The organism is Streptomyces sp. NPDC026500 (assembly GCF_055567635.1).
Map to the genome: position 1 here is coordinate 369,978 of NZ_JBVHQB010000002.1, position 20,622 is coordinate 390,599.

The following is a 20,622-nucleotide window of genomic DNA, read 5'->3' on the forward strand; positions in this document are numbered from 1 at the left end:
ACCGAGTAAAGCGTGAGTAAGTTGCATAGATGAGGCTCCTCGATCACGGAGCCTTACGGACGGTCCACCAACACGGGGGCCTGACGGATCAACAGCGACTTCGAGGTGCGCACCTTGGCTTTCCAGATGCCGGACCGCGGCGGAGGCCCGACGGGGTCACGGATCAGAGTGGGCCGGCCGTCCCGGCGTGTCCGGACCCTGCTCATGACACTGGGCGTGCTGGCCGTGCTGGCCATGGCCTTCGTCATGTTCGCGGGGTTCTGGACGGACTGGCTCTGGTACCGCTCGGTCCACTACTCGTCGGTCTTCACCACCACCCTGTGGACCAAGATCGGGCTCTTCTTCGTCTTCGGTCTGCTGATGGCGGCCGCGGTGGGCTTCAACATCTGGCTGGCGCACCGGTTGCGCCCGCCGCTGAGCGCCATGTCGATGGAGCAGCAGAGCCTCGACCGGTACCGCATGGGTATCGCGCCCTACAAGCGATGGCTGCTGGTCGCGATCACCTCCCTGGTGGGGCTGATCGCCGGCGCCTCCGCCTCGGGCCAGTGGCGCACGTGGCTGATGTGGGTGAACGGGGTGCCCTTCCACCAGAAGGACCCTCAGTTCCATCTCGACATCTCGTTCTACGCCTTCGACCTGCCCTGGTACCGCTTCCTGCTCGGCTTCGGTTTCGCCGCCGCCGTGCTCTCGCTGATCGCCGCCGCGCTCACGCACTACCTGTACGGCGGCCTGCGGATCACCAGCCCGGGAGCGCGTGCGACGGCCGCGGCCACCGGGCACCTCTCGGTGCTCCTCGGCCTCTTCGTCGCCCTGAAGGCGGTCGCCTACTGGCTCGACCGGTACGGGCTCGCGGTGAAGTCCAGTGACTTCAAGGCGACCGGCAACTGGACGGGCCTCAGGTACGTCGACGCGAACGCCTATCTGCCCGCCAAGACGATCCTGTTCTGCATCGCCGTCATCTGCGCGCTGCTCTTCTTCGCCACGCTGTGGCGGCGCACCTGGCAGATGCCCGTCATCGGCTTCGGCCTGATGGTGCTCTCGGCGATCCTCATCGGCGGTCTGTACCCGGCGATCGTCCAGAAGTTCCAGGTCGAACCGAACGAGCAGGCCAAGGAAGCGCCGTACGTCGAGAAGAACCTCAAGGCGACCCGCGAGGCGTACGGGATCGCCGGCACCGACGTGCAGGACTACCCGGGGACGAGCGACACCAAGGACAAGGCCAAGCTCCGTGACGACGCCGACACCGTCGCGAGCATCCGTCTGATGGACCCGAACGTCGTGTCGCCGACCTTCCAGCAGCTCCAACAGGTGCGGAACTACTACGGCTTCCCGTCGAACCTGGACGTCGACCGGTACAGCAAGAACGGCAAGGAACAGGACACGGTTCTCGGTCTGCGCGAGCTGAACCTCGCGGGCATTCCGAAGAACAACTGGATCAACGACCACTTCCGGTACACGCACGGATACGGCGTCGTCGCGGCCAAGGGCACCACGGCCGACAGCGAGGGCCGCCCGGTCTTCACCGAGTACAACCTGCCGTCCACGGGCGACCTGGGCTCGTACCAGCAGCAGATCTACTACGGCGAGAAGACCACCCAGTACTCGATCGTCGGCGGTCCCCAGAAGGAGATCGACTACTCCGACGACAGTGGTGAGAAGACCACCAGTTACAAGGGCAAGAGCGGGGTCAGCCTCGCCAGTCCGGTCAACCGGGCCGCGTACGCGGTGGCGTTCGGCGAGCCGCAGATCCTGTACTCGGGCGCGATCGGCGAGGGTTCGCGGATTCTCTACAACCGCACGCCCAAGGAGCGGGTCGAGGCGGTGGCCCCCTGGCTGACCATCGACGGTGACGCCTACCCGGCGGTCGTCGACGGGAAGATCCAGTGGATCGTCGACGCGTACACCACCACCAACGGCTATCCGTACGCCTCCCGCACGACGCTCGGCGACACCACGGCGGACTCGCTGACGGCGGCCAACAACCAGCGCGCGGTGGTGGCCCAGCAGAACCAGGTCAACTACATCCGCAACTCGGTGAAGGCGACCGTCGACGCGTACACCGGCGCCGTCAAGCTCTACCAGTGGGACACCCAGGACCCGGTCCTGAAGACCTGGATGAAGGCGTTCCCGAACACGGTGCAGTCGAAGAAGTCGATCTCGCCGGAGCTGATGGCTCATCTGCGGTATCCGCAGGACCTGTTCAAGGTCCAGCGCGAACTGCTCACCCGCTACCACGTGAAGGACGCCCAGACGTTCCTGAGCGGCAGCGAGGTGTGGCAGGTCCCGGACGACCCGAGCAACAACTCGCACAGCGCCGTGCCGCCGTACTACCTGAGCATGAAGCTGCCGGGGGATTCGTCACAGGCGTTCTCGCTGACGACGACGATGACACCGAACGGCCGTGACAACCTGAGCGCGTTCGTGTCGGTCAACGCCGAGGCGGGGACGCCCGGTTACGGCAAGATCAGCATTCTGAAACTGCCGACCGGAAGAACGGTCGACGGACCCAAGCGGGTGCAGAGCCAGTTCAACTCCGAGCCGTCCATCGCCGAGTCCATCAGGCTCCTCAGAGGCGGCGACTCGGAGGTCGAGTACGGCAACCTGCTGACCGTCCCGCTCGACGGCGGACTGCTCTATGTGGAACCGGTCTACGTCCGCGGCGGTGACCTCAAGTACCCGCTGCTGCGCAAGGTGTTGGTGACGTACGGAGGCAGCGCCGCCTTCGAGGACACGTTGGGCCAGGCGCTCAACAAGGTCTTCGGGGCGGAGAGTTCGACCGCGCCGCCGGACCAGAGCACCACGAAGCCGCCCACGTCGAGCAACCCGACGGTCCAGGCCGCGCTCGACGACGCCCAGAAGGCCTTCGACCAGGGGCAGGAAGCACTCAAGAAGGGCGACTGGAAGGCGTACGGCGAGGCCCAGAAGAATCTTGAGGACGCGCTGAAGCGGGCCGAGGACGCACAGGCCAAGGCGGACAAGGCCGGCGGCAGCTCCGGCGCCGACAAGAGCGGTGGTCCGAGCAGCAGTCCCAGCAGTAGTCCGAGTAGTACTCCGAGCAGCGAAAAGAGCAGCGGAAGCGGCTGATCAGGAGCCCACCCCGCGCCGTGGTACGGTTGCAACACAACGGCGCGGGGTGGAGCAGCTCGGTAGCTCGCTGGGCTCATAACCCAGAGGTCGCAGGTTCAAATCCTGTCCCCGCTACTGAAGTCGAAGGCCCGGATCCAGTTCATGGATCCGGGCCTTCGACGTGTGTGGCGCCACGCCGGAGCGCCCCGGTGACCTGGCGACTCGTGTGAAGTGCCGCGACATGCGAGGGCAGTTGGGCGATCTGTGTTTGACTTGTCTCTCTGTGGGCATGTCGACAAAACGCTGAAGTGACCTAACTGGCTGCGGTATACCAGGTGTACCCAGTTTGCAGGTGGTGCGACGATGGACGTTATGGGGGACAAGGCAACTCTGTTGGATACAGGGCGGTTTGCGCAGTATGCCGATTTTGAGCAGCCTGCGGATCTCACGCAGCCTTCCGACCGGGACGAAACCGGCGAGGCTGCCGAGGAGGCGCGCCAGTGGTCGGCCGCCGAAGCCGGCGACGTCGAGGCGATGAGCGTCCTCGGAGCCATGCTGCTGCGCCGCGGTGATCTCGACGCGGCCGAGCCCCAGTTGCGCGCGGCCACCGCCGCCGGTGACCGTGCGGCCGCCAACAATCTGGGTGTCCTCATGTACCAGCGCGGATACGCCGACGAGGCCGCCGGATGGTGGCGGATCGCCGCCGTCGCCGGCAGCGCGGCCGCCGCGCACGCGCTCGGCCGGCACCACCGCGAGCGCGGCGACGAGCCCGCCGCCGAGTACTGGCTGCGCCAGTCCGCCGAGCAGGGCCACGCCCTGGGTGCGTACGCCCTCGCCGATCTGCTGGAGCATCGCAGCGACGTGGGTGCCGAACAGTGGATGCGGGCCGCCGCGGAGCGAGGGCACCGCGAGGCCGCGTACCGACTGGCTCGAACGCTTGACCGCAAGGCCCTGGACTCGGGCGAGGCCGTGGGTGACAACGGTGTCATCGGTGCCGCCGGACAGGCCGCCGAGCAGTGGTACCGGCAGGCCGCCGCGCGCGGGCACCGCCGGGCCGCGCTGCACCTCGGGGCGATCCTGGAGAAGCGGGGCGATCTCAAGGAGGCCGGGCGCTGGTATCTGACGTCCGCCAAGGACGGGGAGGCACGTGCCGCGTGCGCCCTCGGGTTCCTGCTGCGCGACGCCGGCGACCCCGAGAGCGCCGCCGTCTGGTGGCTGCGGGCCGCCCAGGACGGGGACGGGAACGCCGCCAACGCGCTGGGCGCACTGCACGCCGAGCGCGGTGAGACGCAGACCGCCGAGCGCTGGTACCGGGCCGCGATGGACGCGGGCGATGTGAACGGCGCCTACAACCTCGGACTGCTCTGTGCCGAGCAGGGGCGGACCGCGCAGGCCGAGCAGTGGTACCGCAGGGCCGCGTACGCCGGTCATCGCGAGGCCGCCAACGCCCTGGCGATCCTGCTGCTCCAGGTCGGCGACGCGGCCGGAGCCGAGCCGTGGTTCTCCAAGGCCGCGGAGGCCGGGAGTGTGGACGCCGCGTTCAACCTCGGCATCCTGCACGCCGGACGCGCCACCGACAGCGATGACGCCGCCGCGCTGCGGTGGTACGAGCGTGCGGCCGCCGCCGGACACACGGAGGCGGCGCTCCAGGTGGGCATCGCGCGGCTGCGGGAGGGTGACGAGCCCGCCGCCGAGCGGCATCTGCGGTGCGCCGCGGGAGGGGGCAGCGCCGAGGCCTCCTACCGGCTCGCCGCTGTGCTCGACGCCCGGCGGCCACCGGCGCCCGCGCACGAACTCGGGGAGCCCGCGCAGGAGAAGAGCGAGTGCGAGGAGTGGTACGAGCGGGCGGCGTCCCAGGGGCACCGGCGTGCGCAGGTGCGGGTCGGAATGCTGGCGGCTGCGCGGGGCGATGTCGTGGAGGCGGCCCGCTGGTACCGCGAGGCCGCCGAGGCCGGGTCGCGCAACGGCGCGTTCAATCTCGGGCTGCTGCTGGCCCGCGAGGGGAGCGAGCCGGAGGCGGCGCTGTGGTGGACCCGCGCGGCGGACGCGGGGCACGGGCGGGCGGCGCTTCGGCTGGCGCTCGTCTACGCGCGACGCGGGGAACTGGCGGAGGGGCAGCGGTGGGCCGACCGGGCCGTGTCGCTGGGGCCGGCGGAGGTTTCCGAACGGGCGGCGCGACTGCGGGACGCTTTGCGGGAGGAGCTGTCCGCGTGAGGGGCGGCCCCGGGCAGGGGACGCGGCCTGGCCCCTACCTGTCTCCGGCAGGGGCGCCGGGTCCCGCTCGGCCCGGTGCAGCGCTGGTCGACGGGGTCGGAGGGCTGCCGTCGGAGCGCTCGAACAAGGGATTTGCGCTGGCCACGGAGTTGACGTACTGTTCAGTTCATCGACGCGGGGTGGAGCAGCTCGGTAGCTCGCTGGGCTCATAACCCAGAGGTCGCAGGTTCAAATCCTGTCCCCGCTACTGAAGGCCGAGGGCCGGAATCCGAAAGGGTTCCGGCCCTCGGTTCGTTTCCGAACCTGGCGCGGAAACGCTGCTGCGAACAGCGAACAGCGGTGAGCGGCTGGCAGGGAGTGGTTGGCTGCGGACCGGTCGCCCATGGATTGCGGAAAGCCCCGGCGCGCGTCGCGTGCCGGGGCTTTCCTGTGCGTGCTTCTACGCCTGTACGGCCGCGCAGTTCGGGCAGACGCCTCGGTACGTCACCTCGACGTCCGAGACCGTGAAGCCGAAGCGCTCCGAGTCGGGCAGGTCGGTGAGCGGGTTGCCGAGCGGGTGGACGTCGCGGATCGCACCGCACCGGGCGCAGACCAGATGGTGGTGCGGACGGTGCGCGTTCGGGTCGTAGCGCTTGGCACGCTTGTCCGTGGCGACTTCCAGCACCTCGCCGAGCGAGACCAGCTCACCCAGCGTGTTGTAGACGGTCGCCCGGGAGATCTCGGGCAGCTTGGCCACGGCCCGGGCGTGCACCTCGTCGGCCGTCAGATGGACGTGGTCGCCGTCGAGGACCTCGGCCACGACACGTCGCTGCGCGGTCATGCGCCATCCACGTCCGCGCAGTCGTTCCAACAGGTCACTCATACAGGTCAGCGTAACAGCAGGTGAACCAGATCCCGAATGGGTGTGACTTTAGAAGCTGGCTTGACTTAGACAATATCCATCATGGATCGAGTCCGATATTGGCTAGTGGCTGGATCGGCCCGGACGCCACGGAAATCGGCCCGGACGACGCAGGGGGCGCACACGGCGCAGGGTGGCCGGCGGGCCGGCGGGCCGGGCCGGATGCCCCGGGGTCGCCCCCGGGGCATCCGGCCCGCTCGTGTGCTCAGGCGGGTACGTGCTGCCGGGCGGGTGCCCAGCGGCGGATGATGTCGCGGACCGAGACGATGCCGACCGGGCCGCTGCCGTCGAGCACGATCAGATGCCGGAAGCCGCCGTGCGACATCGCGGACGCGGCCTCCTCCAAGGTCCAGGTGGGCGCCGCGAAGACGACGTCGGTGGTGGTGTGGGTTCCGGCGGTCTCTGAGTCCGGATTCTGGCCGAGGGCGAGGGAGTTGAGGATGTCGCGCTCGGTGAGGATCCCGAGACCGGAGGAGTCCTCGTCGAGGACCACCGCCGCGCCGACGTGGCGCGCGGACATCAGGCGGGCCGCCTGCCGGAGGGTGTGTGCCGGGCCGATGGTCAGGACCACCGTGCTCATGGCGTCGCGGACGAGCATGGGCTGGAGCCACCTCCTTGGTGAGCCGCGGGCTCCTCGGCTCCTCGACGGAGCGCAAAGAGAAACGGTTCACAAGTTCACAAGTGGGGGAGCTCTCAGAGTCGCAGTTAAAGGGAGGGTCAACAAGAGGGCGCGTGCCGTGAGTTGGGGGCGCCCGAGGGTTGCTCAGCAGCCCCGGGTGGACCGGGGCTGCTCAGGAAGCGTGCTCAGTAACGCTGGTTGAGGTAGCCCAGCATCTCGTCGTGGAGGAGGCCGTTCGACGCGGCCGCGTTGCCGCTGTGCGGGCCGGGGCGCCCGTCCAGGCCGGTGAAGGAGCCGCCCGCCTCGGTCACCACGATCGCGTTCGCCGCCATGTCCCAGAGCGACAGCTCCGGTTCGGCGCAGATGTCCACCGAGCCCTCGGCGACCATCATGTACGGCCAGAAGTCGCCGTAACCGCGGGTGCGCCAGACCGCCTTCGTGAGGTCGAGGAACCCGTCGAGGCGGCCCTGGTCCTCCCAGCCGGACAGCGACGAGTAGGCGAAGGACGCGTCGGCCATCCGCGAGACGTTGGAGACCCGCAGGCGGGTCGCGGAGGACAGGCTGCGGCCGCTGAAGGCGCCGTGGCCCTTCGCCGCCCACCAACGACGGCCGAGCGCGGGGGCGGAGACGACGCCGACGACCGGCTGGTAGCCGCCCTCGCCCACCTCCATCAGGGAGATCAGCGTTGCCCAGACGGGCACACCGCGGACGTAGTTCTTGGTGCCGTCGATCGGGTCGACGACCCAGCGGCGCGGGCCCGTGCCCTCGATGCCGTACTCCTCGCCGAGGATCGCGTCGCGCGGCCTGGCCCGCTGGAGGTGGCCGCGGATGAGTTCTTCGGCGGCCTTGTCCGCCTCGCTCACCGGCGTCATGTCCGGCTTGGTCTCGACCTTCAGGTCGAGCGCCTTGAACCGGTCCATCGTCGCGGCGTCGGCGGCGTCCGCCAGGACATGGGCGAGGCGCAGGTCATCGCGATAGTCGGGCATGGGTGAACCGTATCTGCCCGTGTCGGGACGGGGCTACACAGGACAGGGGATCATCGCGCCGCCCGGCCGGCACGGCGTCGGCCCCCGTCCAGCCGCCCGGCATCGGCCCTGGCGGGCAGGCGGCGCATCGGCCACGGTGGGCCGGCCATGTACCGGCCCCGGCAGGCAGGTGGCGTACCGGCCCCATCCGGCTGGCCCCGCATCGGCCTCGACAGGCAGGCAGCGCCCCGGGTTCGCACGGGCCCCGTCCGGTCGGCACCGCGCCGGTCCCTGTGGGCAGGCGGCGCATCCGTCCCGGCGGGCAGGTGGGGTACCGGCCCCGGTCCAGCCGGACCCGTACCGGCCCCGGCGGCCCGGCGGCCCGGCGGCCCATCGGCCCGGCTCCCCGGCGCCGCACCGGCCCCGGTAAGCAGGTGGCGTACCGGCCGCGCGGTGGGGTGTGTCCGACCGTCCTGGCCGACGTGCGGCGCCCGGTCGGTGTCGTTCCCGGCCCCCTCGGTGCCCGGTAGGTGTCCCACTGTCCCCTCCCCTCCCCGCCGGACCCGTCCGGCGGGGAGGACCCGCGCAGCGCCGGGTGCGTTCGGCGGGGACGGTCGAGGGGGCTCGTGTCCGGTCGTGGATGCGTGCGGCTTCGGACGTGCGCCCTTCGGGGCCGCCGCGACCCCTTGACAGTGCTTCCGCACGCGTCAAATCTGGCTGCAGAGCCGCTCGCCCCAGGGAGGCGATGATGCCCGCAGCGCGAGAATCCCTCTTGGACGCTGCCTATACGGCGCTCGCACGCCGGGCGTGGTCCGCGGTGCGGATGGTCGATGTGGCGGCCGTGGCCGGGGTGTCACGCCAGACCCTCTACAACGAGTTCGGGAGCAAGGAAGGGCTCGCGCGTGCCCTCGTACGGCGGGAGGCCGATGCCTATCTCGCCGGGGTCGACCGGGCCCTGGCCGCTCACACGGACGCGCGGGAGCGGTTGGTCGCGGCCGCCGAGTGGACCGCCTCTGCGGCGCGCAGCAACGCGCTGGTGCGGGCGATGCTGACCGGATGCTGGAGCGAGCGGCTGCCCTCGCCCGCGCTGTCCGCAGTGCCCTCGTCGTCCGCGGTGCCCGCGCAGCGGCGGGCCGACGGGCCGTTGCCCTCGCCCGCCGACTTCGTGGCGCTGGTCCGCGACCGCGCTGTCGCCGCGCTCGCCCTGTCCAGGGCGGACACCCCCGAGGTCACGCGGGCGTGCGAACTGGTGGTCCGGCTCGCGCTGTCGTGGGTCGTGGCGCCGCCCCCCCGGGGCGGAGTCACGGAGTTGGTCAGAACCGCGCTGGCACCGTCCCACCGGCTCCCGGTCTGAAAGGCCCGGGGCGCGTGTTCAGTAGGCCTGGGGGCCGAGGATGCAGAACGGCTCCGCGGCGCGTACCCAGCAGGCCTGGGGGCGCGCATGCAGACCGGTTTCGGGGTGCGTACTCAGCAGGCCTGCGGGCCGAGCACGCAGGACGGCTCCGGGCGCGTCCCTATTGCGCCGACCCCGAGAGCTCCCTACTGCGCCGACCCCGAGAGCTGGAGTCCGATGACGCCGATGATGACCAGGCTGATCGAGACGATCTTCAGGACGGAGACCAGGTCGTCGAGGAAGATCATGCCGTAGATGGCGGTGCCCGCCGCGCCGATGCCGGTCCACACCGCGTAGGCCGGACCGACGTCGAGCTTCCTCAGGGAAAGCGTCAGCAGACCGAAGCTGCCGAGGGCGAAGACGCAGAAGGCCACGGTGGGCCAGAGTCTGGTGAAGCCGTGCGAGAGCTTCAGACAGACGGCGAAGCCGGTTTCGAGCAGTCCCGCCACAACGACCAGCAGCCACGCCATGTCTTGTCCTCCCACATCCGCACGTCGACTGCTTCGGCCGGCCCGGATCCGACTCGGTGCGATTATGCATTCACCGACCCGGAGAAGCCCTTACCGACGGCGGGCGCACGCAAACACGGGGACGTCAGTCGCCCTCGCGGCGCTCGCGCGTGGCCAGCAGCCGGCGCAGCGAGTACAGCCGCTGCGGGTCCGCGTGGCCGTCGGCCACCCACTGGTCGAGCGCGCAGTCCGGTTCGTCGTGGCTGCACGCGCGGGGGCAGCCCTCGGTGCCGGGCTGGAGATCGGGGAAGGCGTTGATGACCCGGGACGGATCGACGTGGTTCAGGCCGAAGGAACGGACGCCCGGGGTGTCGACGACCCAGCCTCCGTTGACGCCCGCCAGCGGCAGGGCCAGCGCCGAGGTGGTCGTGTGCCGGCCGCGGCCCGTGACCGCGTTGACGTGGCCGGTCGTCCGGCGCTGCTCGGGCGGCACCAGCGCGTTCACCAGGGTCGTCTTGCCGACGCCCGAGTGACCGACGAACGCCGTGATCCTGCCGTCCAGTTGTTCGCGCACCAGGTCGGCGGCGGCCTCGCTCTTCAACTCCTCGCGGCTGGTCACCACGTACGGGATGTCCAACGCGCCGTACAGCTCCAGGAACTTGTCCGGCGGGGCAAGGTCCGACTTCGTGAGCACGAGGAGCGGGGTCAGACCGCCGTCGAAGGCCGCCACGAGACAGCGGTCGATCAGGCGGGGGCGCGGCTCGGGGTCGGCGAGGGCGGTGACGATGGCGAGCTGGTCGGCGTTGGCGACGACCACGCGCTCGTACGGATCGTCGTCGTCGGCCGTGCGGCGCAGCACCGAACCGCGCGGCTCGATGCGGACGATGCGGGCGAGGGTGTCCTTCTCTCCGGACAGGTCGCCGACGATGGCGACCCGGTCGCCGACGACGGCGGCCTTGCGGCCCAGTTCGCGGGCCTTCATCGCCATCACGACGCGGCCCTCGACCAGGCAGGTCAGCCGGCCGCGGTCGACCGTGAGGACCATGCCCTCGACGGCCTCCTCGTGCTTGGGGCGGATGTTCGTACGGGGACGGTTGCCCTTGCGGTTCGGGCGCTGGCGGATGTCGTCCTCGTCGGTGTTCTTGTTGTAACGGCGCATGATCCAGGTCCGCCCGTCAGTTCCCGAGCATTCCGGTCCACAGGTCGGGGAAGTCCGGCAGGGTCTTCGCGGTCGTCGCCACGTTCTCGATCTGGACGCCTTCCACCGCCAGCCCGAGGATCGCGCCGGCCGTCGCCATGCGGTGGTCGTCGTACGTGTGGAAGATGCCGCCGTGCAGTCGGCGCGGCCGGATGTGGAGGCCGTCGGCGGTCTCGGTGACATCGCCGCCGAGTTCGTTGATCTCCTTGGTGAGCGCGGCCAGCCGGTCCGTCTCGTGCAGCCGCAGATGGGCCACGCCCCGGAGTGTGGAGGGGGAGTCGGCGAGCGCCGCGACCGCCGCGATGCCGGGGGTCAGCTCACCGACCTCGCCGAGGTCCACATCGATACCGTGAATGGCACCCGAACCGGTGAACTCCAGTCCGCTCTCGGTCAGTTCGCAGGAGCCACCCATCTCGGTGAAGATCTCCCGCAGCCGGTCGCCGGGCTGGGTGGTGTGCGACGGCCAGTCGGGGACGACGACCGTGCCGCCGGTCACCAGCGCCGCCGCCAGGAACGGCTGGGCGTTCGACAGGTCCGGCTCGATGATCAGATCGCGGCCGAGCAGCGCGCCCGGTGTCACTCGCCAGACGTTCGGCTCGCCGCCCGACTCCGGGGTGTCCACCTGGGCACCGACCGCGCGAAGCATGTCCACGGTCATCCGGATGTGTGGCATGGACGGGAGCGTCGAGCCGGTGTGCCGGACCTCGACGCCCTGGTTGAAGCGCGGGGCGGAGAGGAGCAGGGCGGACACGAACTGGGAGGACGACGACGCGTCGATCTCCACCGGGCCGCCGTCCAGGGCGCCGCCGCCGTGCACGGTCAGCGGCAGCGCGCCGCGGGCGTCGTCGTCGATCCGGGCGCCGAGCAGGCGCAGCGCGTCGATCACGCCGTTCAGCGGGCGCTCGTACGACCGAGGGTCGCCGTCGAATCGGATGGGGCCGTCCGCGAGCGCGGCGACCGGGGGCAGGAAGCGCATCACGGTGCCCGCGTTGCCGACGTCCACCGTGGCCGGGCCGCGCAGTCCCGAGGGGATGACCCGCCACGCCTCGCCGGAGGCTTCCGGGCCCCCCGCGACCGTGGAACTGGAGGCGACCGTCTCCTCGATGCCGACGCCCATCGCGCGGAGCGCGCCGGCCATCAGCAGGGTGTCGCGGGAACGCAGCGGGCGGCGCAGCCAGCCCGGCTCGGAGGCCAGCGCGGCCAGCACGAGAGCGCGGTTGGTGACCGACTTGGACCCCGGCACGTGAACCGTCGCGTCGACGGCTCCGCTTGCGTGCGGGGCTGGCCAGAGGGCGGTGTGGGCGGGGTTCACGGTCATGCGCCCCACTTTAGTGGCAGGGCGCCGGACAGCCGCGGGTCCGTCACCGCCGGTGGCACCCGCGCGGGGGAGCCGGGCACCGCCTGCCCCGGGGGCCCGCCGGACGGTCGCGGCGCAGCTCAGGGCCTCTCGGGCAGCGCCCGCGGCTCACAGCCCGAGCAGCCAACGCCCGCCGCCCATCAGCGAGCACAGCGACACGGCATGGAAGAGGAACAGCCACAGCCCGGCCGGTACGTGCGTCAGCCGCGACAACTGGTCCGCGTCCGAGTCGCCCGCGCCGCCCCGCATTCGCTTTGCCTGGAGTTCGAACGCCGGGCGGACGCCGCCGAGGAGCAGGAACCACACGACCGCGTACGCGAACGCGGCCTGTACCTGGGGTCCGGCGAGCCAGGACACCAGGAGGAACGTGCCGCCGGTGAGGATCACGGTGAGCGCGCCGTACGCGTTGCGGATCATCACCAGCATGGCTATCAGCAGGGCCGTGGCCACCCACAGCAGCAGGGTGATGTGGCCCGCGCCGAGCAGCGCGGCGCCGCCGAGGCCGAGCAGCGGGGGAGCGGTGTAGCCCGCCGCCGCCGTCAGGATCATGCCGAGGCCGGTCGGCTTGCCGCGGCTGACCGTGAGACCGCTGGTGTCGGAGTGCAGCCGGATGCCGCTGAGGCTGCGCCCGGTGAGCAGGGCGACCAGGCCGTGGCCGCCCTCGTGCGCGATGGTGATGGCGTTGCGGGAGAGGCGCCAGACGCCGTGCGGGACGATCGCCGCGAGCGCCGCGACCATGGTGGCGATCACCACCCACAGGTCGGGGTCCGGCTGACTGCCGAAGACCTGGTCCCAGAGGGAGGTGAGCGAGGCCAGCGAGGAGGATGCGGTGCTGTCCATTGTCGGCGGTGGCTCCCTTTTGTGACGCGGAATCTGGCAGTGTTGCACGTATGTGCGGACGGTATGCAGCCAGTCGTGGACCCGAGGATCTCGCAGGAGTCTTTGAGGTCGAGAAGTGGGACCGGGATCCCGAGGAGACCCTGGCCCCGGACTACAACGTGGCCCCGACCAAGGAGGTCTACGTCGTCCTCGACCGCCCTGTGAAGGACGCGGACAGCCCGAGGCCGGTTCGCCAGCTCCGCAGACTCAAATGGGGACTCGTCCCGTCCTGGGCCAAGACACCCGAGGGCGCCGCCCGGATGATCAACGCGCGCGCGGAGACGGTGCACGAGAAGCCCTCGTACCGCCGCGCCTTCGCCGCCCGGCGCTGCATCGTCCCCGCCGACGGCTACTACGAGTGGGTCACCGGCGGCGCCGAACGCGATCTGGAGGTCGAGGGCAAGAAGAAGCGGCCGCGCAAGCAGCCGTATTTCGTGACGCCCGCGGACGGCTCGGTCTTCGCGATGGCGGGGCTGTACGAGTTCTGGCGGGACCGGACGCTGCCGGACGAGCATCCGCTGGCCTGGTGGGCGACCTGCTCGGTCATCACGACCGAGGCGGAGACGGCGCCGCTCGCGGTGGCCCCCGCCGAGGGCCCGCAAGCGCTGGCCGACATCCACCCCCGGATGCCCCTGATGCTCACCCCCGACCGCTGGGACAGCTGGCTCGACCCGTCCCGCACGGACCCGGGCGAACTCCGCGACCTGCTCGCGCCGCCGCCCACCGGGCTGATGCGCGCGTACCCCGTCTCCACCGCGGTCAGCAATGTCCGCAACAACGGCGCGGAGCTGCTGAAGGAGCTGGAGGGGCCGGAGGAGGGCACACTCTTCTGACGTGACCGAGATCAGCAACGCGAGCGAGACCATCGAGACGGACGCCGGTACGGCCCGCGTCACCTGGCACCGGGCGGCGAAGGCGCGGCTCGTCCTCGCCGTGAGCCATGGCGCGGGCGGCGGTATCGGGGCCCGTGACCTCCGGGCGCTCGCCGAGGTGCTGCCCGCCCACGGGGTGAGCGTCGCGCTCGTCGAACAGCCCTGGCGGGTCGCCGGGAAGAAGGTGGCCCCGGCACCGAAGACACTGGACGTCGGCTGGCGGGGGGTGTGGCCGGCGCTGGTGAAGCCCGGACTGCCCGTCGTCTCCGGGGGCCGCAGCGCCGGCGCCCGTGTCGCGTGCCGGACCGCGACCGAACTCGGGGCCGCCGCCGTCCTCGCGCTGAGCTTCCCGCTGCACCCGCCGGGCAAGCCGGAGAAGTCCCGCGCCGCCGAGCTGCTCGGCGCGGGGGTGCCCACGCTCGTCGTCCAGGGCGGCAACGACTCCTTCGGGAAGCCGGAGGAGTTCCCGCCGGGCTCGTACGAGCTGATCGAGGTGCCCTACGGAGATCACGGCTTCGCCGTCCCGAAGCGGGCCCCGATCGGCCAGGAGGAGGCGCTGAAGGTCGTCACGGACGGCGTCGTACGGTGGGCCGCGTCACTCGGGTGACACGCGGGAATGCAGAGTGACGGACTTCTGTTGTGCCGAGCAGACAGCACGGAGAGTGCTGCACCGTTCGTACGAGAGGAAGTCCGCCGCATGGGTTCGATCTTCTGCCCGAGCCGCAGCAGCCGCGCTGACCTGGACTGGACGGTGCTGCACGCGGGCAAGAACGCCCCGATTCGGGCGGCGGGCGGACAAGAAGTACATCCCTCCCCGGCCGAAGGTCGTCTATCCTCCGATTCCAGTGGGACCGGTCTCGGTCTCGCTACGTCGCTGGAGGAGGTGGGTCCGGTCACTGGGACCGACGCAGGGACCGAAAACGGCCAGGCGGAGCAGCCCGAGGGCCAGGGCACGAGCACGGAGTCGTCCGCCGAGCGCACCGCGCGCTTCGAGCGGGACGCGCTCGAATTCCTCGACCAGATGTACTCGGCCGCCCTGCGCATGACGCGTAACCCGGCCGACGCCGAGGACCTGGTGCAGGAGACGTACGCCAAGGCGTACGCGTCCTTCCACCAGTTCCGCGAGGGCACCAACCTCAAGGCGTGGCTGTACCGCATTCTCACCAACACCTTCATCAACTCGTACCGCAAGAAGCAGCGCGAACCCCAGCGCAGCGCGGCCGAGGAGATCGAGGACTGGCAGCTGGCGCGTGCCGAGTCGCACATGTCGACAGGGCTGCGTTCCGCCGAGTCGCAGGCGCTCGACCACCTGCCCGACTCGGACGTCAAGGAAGCGCTGCAGGCGATCCCCGAGGAATTCCGCATCGCCGTCTATCTCGCGGACGTAGAGGGCTTTGCGTACAAGGAGATCGCGGACATCATGGGGACACCCATCGGTACGGTGATGTCCCGGCTGCACCGGGGCCGTCGCCAACTGCGCGGCATGCTGGAGGACTACGCCCGTGACCGCGGGCTGGTTCCCGCCGGCGCCGGAGAGTCGAACGAAGCGAAAGGCTCGGGCTCATGAGCTGCGGAGAGCCGCACGAGACGGATTGCAGTGAGGTACTCGATCATCTCTACGAGTTCCTCGATCATGAGATGCCGGACGCGGACTGCACCAAGTTCGAGGTCCACTTCGAAGAGTGCTCCCCGTGTCTGGAGAAGTACGGCCTCGAACAGGCCGTCAAGAAGCTGGTCAAGCGGTGCTGCGGCCATGACGACGTGCCCACCGATCTCCGGGCCAAGGTCATGGGCCGCATCGACCTGATCCGCTCCGGTCAGGCCGTGCCCGAGCACGACGTGACCGCGACGGCCCAGGAGTCCTGACCCCGGCACCTCCGGCGCGACCCCGGCATCTCCGGCGCGACCGCCGACGCCCGGCGAAGACCCTCCGTTTATCACCCGAACGTGCTAATCCGCGGGCCCTGAGCCCGCGGATTCGTTCATACCCGTCCCTGCCCCCATCCTCCCGTCCTAGGCTCCGAGCCTGAGATCAGGGGAGGTACGGGGGAGGTACGAGGATGGGTTCGGTTCCGGCGTGGGCCCGTGCGTATGTGGCCTGTGTCGTTCTCCTGGCTGTCGCCTGCCTCGCCCCCCTGCCGCACCTCCGCGTCTCCTGGGGAATCGTCGCCCTGCTCGCCGTGCTGTACGCGGGCTGCGAACGCGTCACGCTGCCGCCCCGGCCGCGCGGCGCGGGTGCGCCCGGCGGCGAGACCACCCAAGGGATGGGTACCTTCCTCCCCGTACTGCTGGCCGGGGCCTTTCTGCTGCCGCCGCCCGCCGCCGCCCTCGTCGCGCTGCCCGGGGCACTGCTCGCCCGGGTCGAACAGCGCCCGCGCGGCCCGCGCCGGGTCTGGCGCGCGGCCCAGCTCGCCGTCGCCGTCTGGGCCGCCTCCCGGGTGTACGGAGCACTCGGCGGCCGGGACGCGCTGGTCACCCCCGACTTCCCCTACGCGCTGGTGCCCGCCGGAGCCGCGGTGCTCACCTTCTGCGCCGTGCTCACCGTCCTCGACGGCGGGATCCTGGTGCTGGCCGAGCGCGCGCCGCTGCGCGGTGCCTGGCGCGGCCTCTTCGCGCGCTCGCTGGCGCCCGTCGCCGTGCACGGCCTCGCCGGGCTGATGATGGCGGTGCTGTGGCGCAGCCCGTACGGGCCCGTCGCCGCGCTGCTCGTCCTGCTGCCGATGTACGTGTCCTGCTGGGTCTTCGCCCAGTACCACCGCGAACGGGCCGCCCACCAGGCCACCATCCGCGCCCTCGTCCAGGCCGTCGACATCAAGGACGGCTACACCCGCGGGCACAGCGAGCGGGTCGGCCAGGCGTCCGTGATGATCGCCCGTGAGCTGGGCATGCACGACGAACGCGTCGAGGTGCTCCGGTTCGCCGGAATCCTGCACGACGTCGGCAAACTCGGTGTTCCCACCCGGCTGCTGCGCAAGGACGGACCGCTGACCCCCGAGGAGCGGCGGATCATCGAACTGCATCCCGAGTACGGGCACGAGATGGTCCGCGGAATCGGGTTCCTCGGCGAGGCCCGCTCGGCGATCCTGCACCACCACGAGCGGCTGGACGGGAGCGGATACCCGTATGGCCTGAGCGGGGCGCAGATCCCGGAGTTCGCCCGGGTGGTGGCCGTCGCCGACGCGTTCGACGCGATGACGTCGACCCGGTCCTACCGCAGGGCCCGCCCGGTGCCGGCGGCCCTGGAGGAGTTGGCGCGATGCGCAGGGGCGCAGTTCGACCCCCGGATGGTCGGGGCGCTGATGCGGGCGCTCGACCGGCACGGCTGGCATCCGGCGGTGACCGCGGACATGGCCCCGGCCGCCGTACCCGGCATGCCGCCGGCGTACCCGTCCGACACCGTCGGGCGGAGCGCGCCGTGAGCACCGCCGCCCCACGGCGCGGACTCTCCGCCCGTTCCGCCCGCCCCCCGTCGGCCGGGAGAGCCCCGACCACGCTCACCGCGGTGCGCGCCGTCGCTCTTCTCCTCGCGGTCCTCGCCCTCGGCGTCACTCTCTGGGACGGAATCGACGAACGCGGTACCGCGCTGGCCTTCGGCGTTCTCATCGCCGTCGGGGAGCTCGCCCGATGGAGCGGGGCCGAGGAGCGGGAGTCCGCTCCCCTCGGGGCCGCCGGAGCCCTCGCGTACGCGCTGCTCGGCGAGAACGCCGGGCATCGCACGGACCACGGCGTCCTCCAGGTCGTCGCCGTTGTCGTGGCGGCGGCGTTGATCGGCTGCATTCCGCATGTGGCACAGGGACACGGGCCGACGCTCGACCACCTCGCCCGCCGGGTCCTCACCGTCGCCTTCGCCGCCGTCTGCTTCCAACCCCTGTACAACCAGGGCAGGTTGCTGAAGTGGGGCGGCCCCGCCCAGGCCCTGCTGCTTGTCGCGCTGCTGGTCCTCACCACCCTGTGCGACGCCGTGCTCGCGGCGGCGACGGCCCACGCGCGGACCCGATGGCCGTTCGGGCCGCTGCTGCGCGACGAACTGCGGGCCACTCTCGGGATCGGTTCGGCCGTGTGCGCGACCGGGGCCGTCATGTCGCTCGCGGTCGCGGTGGTCGGACTGTGGGCGCTGCCCGTCTTCTCGCTGCCGCTGCTGCTCACCCAGCTGTCCTTCGGGCGGTACGCGGCCGTGCGGGTCACCTACCGGCAGACGATCGCCTCACTCGCGCGCGCGACCGAGATCGCCGGGTACACACCGGCCGGCCACGCCCGGCGGGTGGCCGCCCTCAGCCGGGCCGTCGGCCGTGAGCTGGGCCTCTCCGAGCCCGACCTCACCGTCCTGGAGTACGCGGCGCTGATGCACGACATCGGACAGCTCAGCCTGGTCGACCCCGTACCGGCCGGCGCCACCGCCGCGCTCCCGGCGGACGAGCAGCGGCGGATCGCGCTGCTCGGCGGCGCCGTCGTCCGGCAGACCGGGGTGGACGCCGAGGTCGCCGTGGTGGTGGAGCGGCAGGCGGACCCCTACCGGGACCAGCCGGTGACCGCGCGCATCGTCCGGACCGTGAACGCATACGACGAGATGGCTAGGGAAGCAGGGCCCACAGGGCCGCTGACCGCCCTGGAGAAACTGCGGCTGGCCACCGCCCGCGACTATCAGCCGGAGGTCGTGGAGTCACTGGCCCGGGTCCTGTCACGACCCGGTCTGACCTTGCCCTGGGCTGGGTAACCCATGGGTAATGAGCGGCCGTCCGAAGGTACGTGGTTGGATGCGAGGAAGAGGGTGTCAGGGGGCACGGGCCTGCCCGGGGCTGCACTGCCTTCAAGGGACTCTTCAAAGGACCGGCAGGCGGGAAACGCAAGGAACTGGCAGGCGGGAATCGTGAGGATCTTCGGCAAGGGACGACACCGGCCCTCCGCCTCATGGCGGCAGGCCACCGACCGTGCGTTCACGCTGATCGGCGACGGCCGGTACGAGGACGCGGGAGCGCTGCTGACGCGTGCCGCGGACCTGGAGCCCTGGCTGTCCGAGTCCTGGTTCAACCTGGCCCTGCTGCACAAGTTCCGGCACGACTGGGAGCAGGCGCGCGCGGCGGGACTGCGGGCCGTCGCCCTGCTCGACCGGGAGGCCGGCGCACCCGACTGGTGGAACGTGGGGATCGCCGCCACCGCCCTGCAGGACTGGCCGCTGGCCCGCCGTTCCTGGCAGGCGTACGGGCTGCGGGTGCCCGGCGGCGCCGCCGTCTCCGGCGAGCCGGTGGGCATGGACCTCGGCAGCGCGGCCGTCCGGCTGTCGCCGGAGGGCGAGGCCGAGGTGGTGTGGGGGCGCAGGCTGGACCCCGCCCGCGTCGAGGTGCTGTCGATCCCGCTGCCCTCCTCCGGACGCCGCTGGGGCGAGGTCGTCCTGCACGACGGTGTTCCGCACGGTGAGCGGACCACCGCCGCCGGGCACGCCTACCCGGTCTTCGACGAGATCGAGCTGTGGGCCCCCTCGCCGGTGCCCACCTGGGTCGTCCTCCTGGAAGCGGCCACCGAGGACGACCGGAACGCACTGGAGCAGCTCGCCGCCGACGCCGGCTTCGCCGCGGAGGACTGGTCGTCGTCCGTCCGCCTGCTGTGCCGGATGTGCTCCGAGTCACGGATGCCGTCCGACGAGGGCGACGAGGAACACCTCGACCCGCATGACCACAGCGAGCCGGGGCACCCGGGTCCGCTCGGCCATCGCACCGACGGACAGCTGTGGGTGCCCGAGCGGGAATGCGGGCTCGCGGCGCCCGCCTCCCTGGTGCGCGGACTGCTCGACGGCTGGGTCGCGGACAGTCCGGACTCCCGTGACTGGCGGGATCTGGAAGAGGTCTGCTGAGCGCCCCTTTAGGCTGTACTCGCAGAAATTTCCAAGGTCTGAGGAAGGCGTACGTCGTCATGGCGCAGCAGGACACCGATCAGCAGCACGTGGGCGTGCTCCCCGTGGACGACGACGGCTTCGTCATCGACACCGAGGAAACCGAGGAGCGCGAGGCGGCCTACCGCGAGCGCGGCACCTCGCGGCCGATCACGGTGGTCGGGAACCCGGTGCTGCACAAGGAGTGCAAGGACGTCACCGACTTCGGGGACGAGCTGGACCAGCTGATCGCCGACATGTTCGCGAGCCAGCGCACCGCCGAGGGCGTGGGCCTGGCCGCCAACCAGATCGGCGTCGACCTGAAGGTCTTCGTCTACGACTGCCAGGACGACCAGGGTGACCGGCACGTCGGTGTCGTCTGCAACCCGAAGCTGGTCGACCTGCCCGCCGACCGGCGCCAGCTGGACGAGAGCAACGAGGGCTGCCTCTCCGTGCCGACCGCCTACGCGCCGCTCGCCCGCCCCGACTACGCCGAGGTCACCGGGCAGGACGAGAAGGGCAACCCGGTCAGGGTGCGCGGCACGGGCTACTTCGCGCGCTGCCTCCAGCACGAGACGGACCATCTGTACGGCTACCTGTACATCGACCGGCTCTCCAAGCGCGACCGCAAGGACGCGCTGCGGCAGATGGCCGAGAACGAGCCCCGCTACGCGATCGTGGCGAACGACTGAGTCACCGCTTCGCCGGGCGCCCCGCACGCCTGTGACATAAATTGACCGGCGTGACGCGCGGTCCCTCGTGGGTCCACTCGAACGGTGCCTGGGCAGGTGATCCTCCTGACCAGGCACCGTTCGCATGTACGTCGTATGTTCGATCCCTTGT

The 20,622-nt window shown here is 71.1% G+C and carries 18 protein-coding genes and 2 tRNA genes; 13 read left to right on the forward strand and 7 right to left on the reverse strand.

The features are described 5' to 3' along the window. Nucleotides 1–126 precede the first annotated feature (126 nt). The 4 genes from ACZ4N5_RS04725 to ACZ4N5_RS04740 all read left to right on the forward strand — a co-directional run bounded on the left by ACZ4N5_RS04725 (nt 127) and on the right by ACZ4N5_RS04740 (nt 5,527). On the forward strand, nt 127–3,084 hold the full coding sequence (locus tag ACZ4N5_RS04725; protein ID WP_467755877.1) for a UPF0182 family membrane protein: 2,958 nt from the start codon (nt 127–129) through the stop codon (nt 3,082–3,084). A 43-nt stretch (nt 3,085–3,127) separates the two neighbouring features. Further along, nucleotides 3,128–3,201: transfer RNA gene (locus tag ACZ4N5_RS04730), tRNA-Met, on the forward strand. Between the two features lie 228 nt (nt 3,202–3,429). After that, on the forward strand, nt 3,430–5,280 hold the full coding sequence (locus ACZ4N5_RS04735; protein WP_467755681.1) for a tetratricopeptide repeat protein: 1,851 nt from the start codon (nt 3,430–3,432) through the stop codon (nt 5,278–5,280). 173 nt (nt 5,281–5,453) lie between these two features. After that, nucleotides 5,454–5,527, forward strand: a tRNA-Met gene (locus tag ACZ4N5_RS04740). 192 nt (nt 5,528–5,719) lie between these two features. Here the strand turns inward: ACZ4N5_RS04740 and ACZ4N5_RS04745 are convergent. The 3 genes from ACZ4N5_RS04745 to hisN form a co-directional block, all read right to left on the reverse strand. After that, nucleotides 5,720–6,142, reverse strand: coding sequence for a Fur family transcriptional regulator (locus ACZ4N5_RS04745; RefSeq protein ID WP_261708001.1), 423 nt, complete (start codon nt 6,140–6,142; stop codon nt 5,720–5,722). 244 nt (nt 6,143–6,386) lie between these two features. Next, a complete protein-coding gene (locus ACZ4N5_RS04750; RefSeq protein ID WP_467755682.1) occupies nt 6,387–6,779 on the reverse strand; it encodes a CBS domain-containing protein in 393 nt (130 codons plus the stop codon). Nucleotides 6,780–6,985: 206 nt separating this feature from the next. Further along, on the reverse strand, nt 6,986–7,786 hold the full coding sequence (gene hisN, locus ACZ4N5_RS04755; RefSeq protein ID WP_467755683.1) for a histidinol-phosphatase: 801 nt from the start codon (nt 7,784–7,786) through the stop codon (nt 6,986–6,988). Between the two features lie 724 nt (nt 7,787–8,510). On the opposite strand from hisN, the gene ACZ4N5_RS04760 reads away from it, so the two are divergent. Continuing rightward, nucleotides 8,511–9,119: a TetR/AcrR family transcriptional regulator gene (locus tag ACZ4N5_RS04760; protein ID WP_467755684.1), complete on the forward strand. Its 609-nt coding sequence runs from the start codon at nt 8,511–8,513 to the stop codon at nt 9,117–9,119. A 185-nt stretch (nt 9,120–9,304) separates the two neighbouring features. Here the strand turns inward: ACZ4N5_RS04760 and ACZ4N5_RS04765 are convergent, their stop codons facing one another. From ACZ4N5_RS04765 to ACZ4N5_RS04780, 4 genes are all read right to left on the reverse strand, one after another. Continuing rightward, complete coding sequence (locus ACZ4N5_RS04765) at nt 9,305–9,628, reverse strand: DMT family transporter (protein WP_355844711.1); 324 nt, start codon at nt 9,626–9,628, stop codon at nt 9,305–9,307. A gap of 124 nt (nt 9,629–9,752) precedes the next feature. Further along, a complete protein-coding gene (gene rsgA / locus ACZ4N5_RS04770; protein ID WP_467755685.1) occupies nt 9,753–10,766 on the reverse strand; it encodes a ribosome small subunit-dependent GTPase A in 1,014 nt (337 codons plus the stop codon). 16 nt (nt 10,767–10,782) lie between these two features. Then, nucleotides 10,783–12,123, reverse strand: coding sequence for a 3-phosphoshikimate 1-carboxyvinyltransferase (gene aroA / locus ACZ4N5_RS04775; protein ID WP_467755686.1), 1,341 nt, complete (start codon nt 12,121–12,123; stop codon nt 10,783–10,785). A 147-nt stretch (nt 12,124–12,270) separates the two neighbouring features. Continuing rightward, the gene (locus ACZ4N5_RS04780) at nt 12,271–13,002 is read right to left on the reverse strand and encodes a M50 family metallopeptidase (protein ID WP_355844702.1); all 732 of its coding nucleotides are present in this window, start codon (nt 13,000–13,002) and stop codon (nt 12,271–12,273) included. A gap of 50 nt (nt 13,003–13,052) precedes the next feature. Here ACZ4N5_RS04780 and ACZ4N5_RS04785 point away from each other — a divergent pair, with 50 nt between their 5' ends. From ACZ4N5_RS04785 to def, 8 genes are all read left to right on the forward strand, one after another. Beyond that, the gene (locus ACZ4N5_RS04785) at nt 13,053–13,874 is read left to right on the forward strand and encodes an SOS response-associated peptidase (RefSeq protein WP_467755687.1); all 822 of its coding nucleotides are present in this window, start codon (nt 13,053–13,055) and stop codon (nt 13,872–13,874) included. A gap of 1 nt (nt 13,875) precedes the next feature. Further along, on the forward strand, nt 13,876–14,520 hold the full coding sequence (locus ACZ4N5_RS04790; RefSeq protein ID WP_467755688.1) for an alpha/beta hydrolase family protein: 645 nt from the start codon (nt 13,876–13,878) through the stop codon (nt 14,518–14,520). Nucleotides 14,521–14,796: 276 nt separating this feature from the next. Then, nucleotides 14,797–15,480, forward strand: coding sequence for an RNA polymerase sigma factor SigR (gene sigR, locus ACZ4N5_RS04795; RefSeq protein ID WP_355844693.1), 684 nt, complete (start codon nt 14,797–14,799; stop codon nt 15,478–15,480). Beyond that, a complete protein-coding gene (gene rsrA, locus ACZ4N5_RS04800; protein ID WP_328448430.1) occupies nt 15,477–15,779 on the forward strand; it encodes a mycothiol system anti-sigma-R factor in 303 nt (100 codons plus the stop codon). The genes sigR and rsrA overlap by 4 nt, the downstream gene beginning before the upstream one ends. 194 nt (nt 15,780–15,973) lie before the next feature. Beyond that, nucleotides 15,974–17,332, forward strand: coding sequence for an HD-GYP domain-containing protein (locus tag ACZ4N5_RS04805; RefSeq protein ID WP_467755689.1), 1,359 nt, complete (start codon nt 15,974–15,976; stop codon nt 17,330–17,332). Nucleotides 17,333–17,415: 83 nt separating this feature from the next. Continuing rightward, nucleotides 17,416–18,627 carry an HD-GYP domain-containing protein gene (locus ACZ4N5_RS04810; RefSeq protein WP_467755878.1) on the forward strand — a complete coding sequence of 404 codons (1,212 nt, stop codon included), beginning with the start codon at nt 17,416–17,418 and terminating at the stop codon, nt 18,625–18,627. A 153-nt stretch (nt 18,628–18,780) separates the two neighbouring features. Further along, the gene (locus ACZ4N5_RS04815) at nt 18,781–19,761 is read left to right on the forward strand and encodes a tetratricopeptide repeat protein (protein WP_365875802.1); all 981 of its coding nucleotides are present in this window, start codon (nt 18,781–18,783) and stop codon (nt 19,759–19,761) included. A gap of 59 nt (nt 19,762–19,820) precedes the next feature. Continuing rightward, entirely contained in the window at nt 19,821–20,471 is a 651-nt protein-coding gene (gene def, locus ACZ4N5_RS04820; RefSeq protein WP_467755690.1) for a peptide deformylase, read from the forward strand. Nucleotides 20,472–20,622: the final 151 nt, after the last annotated feature.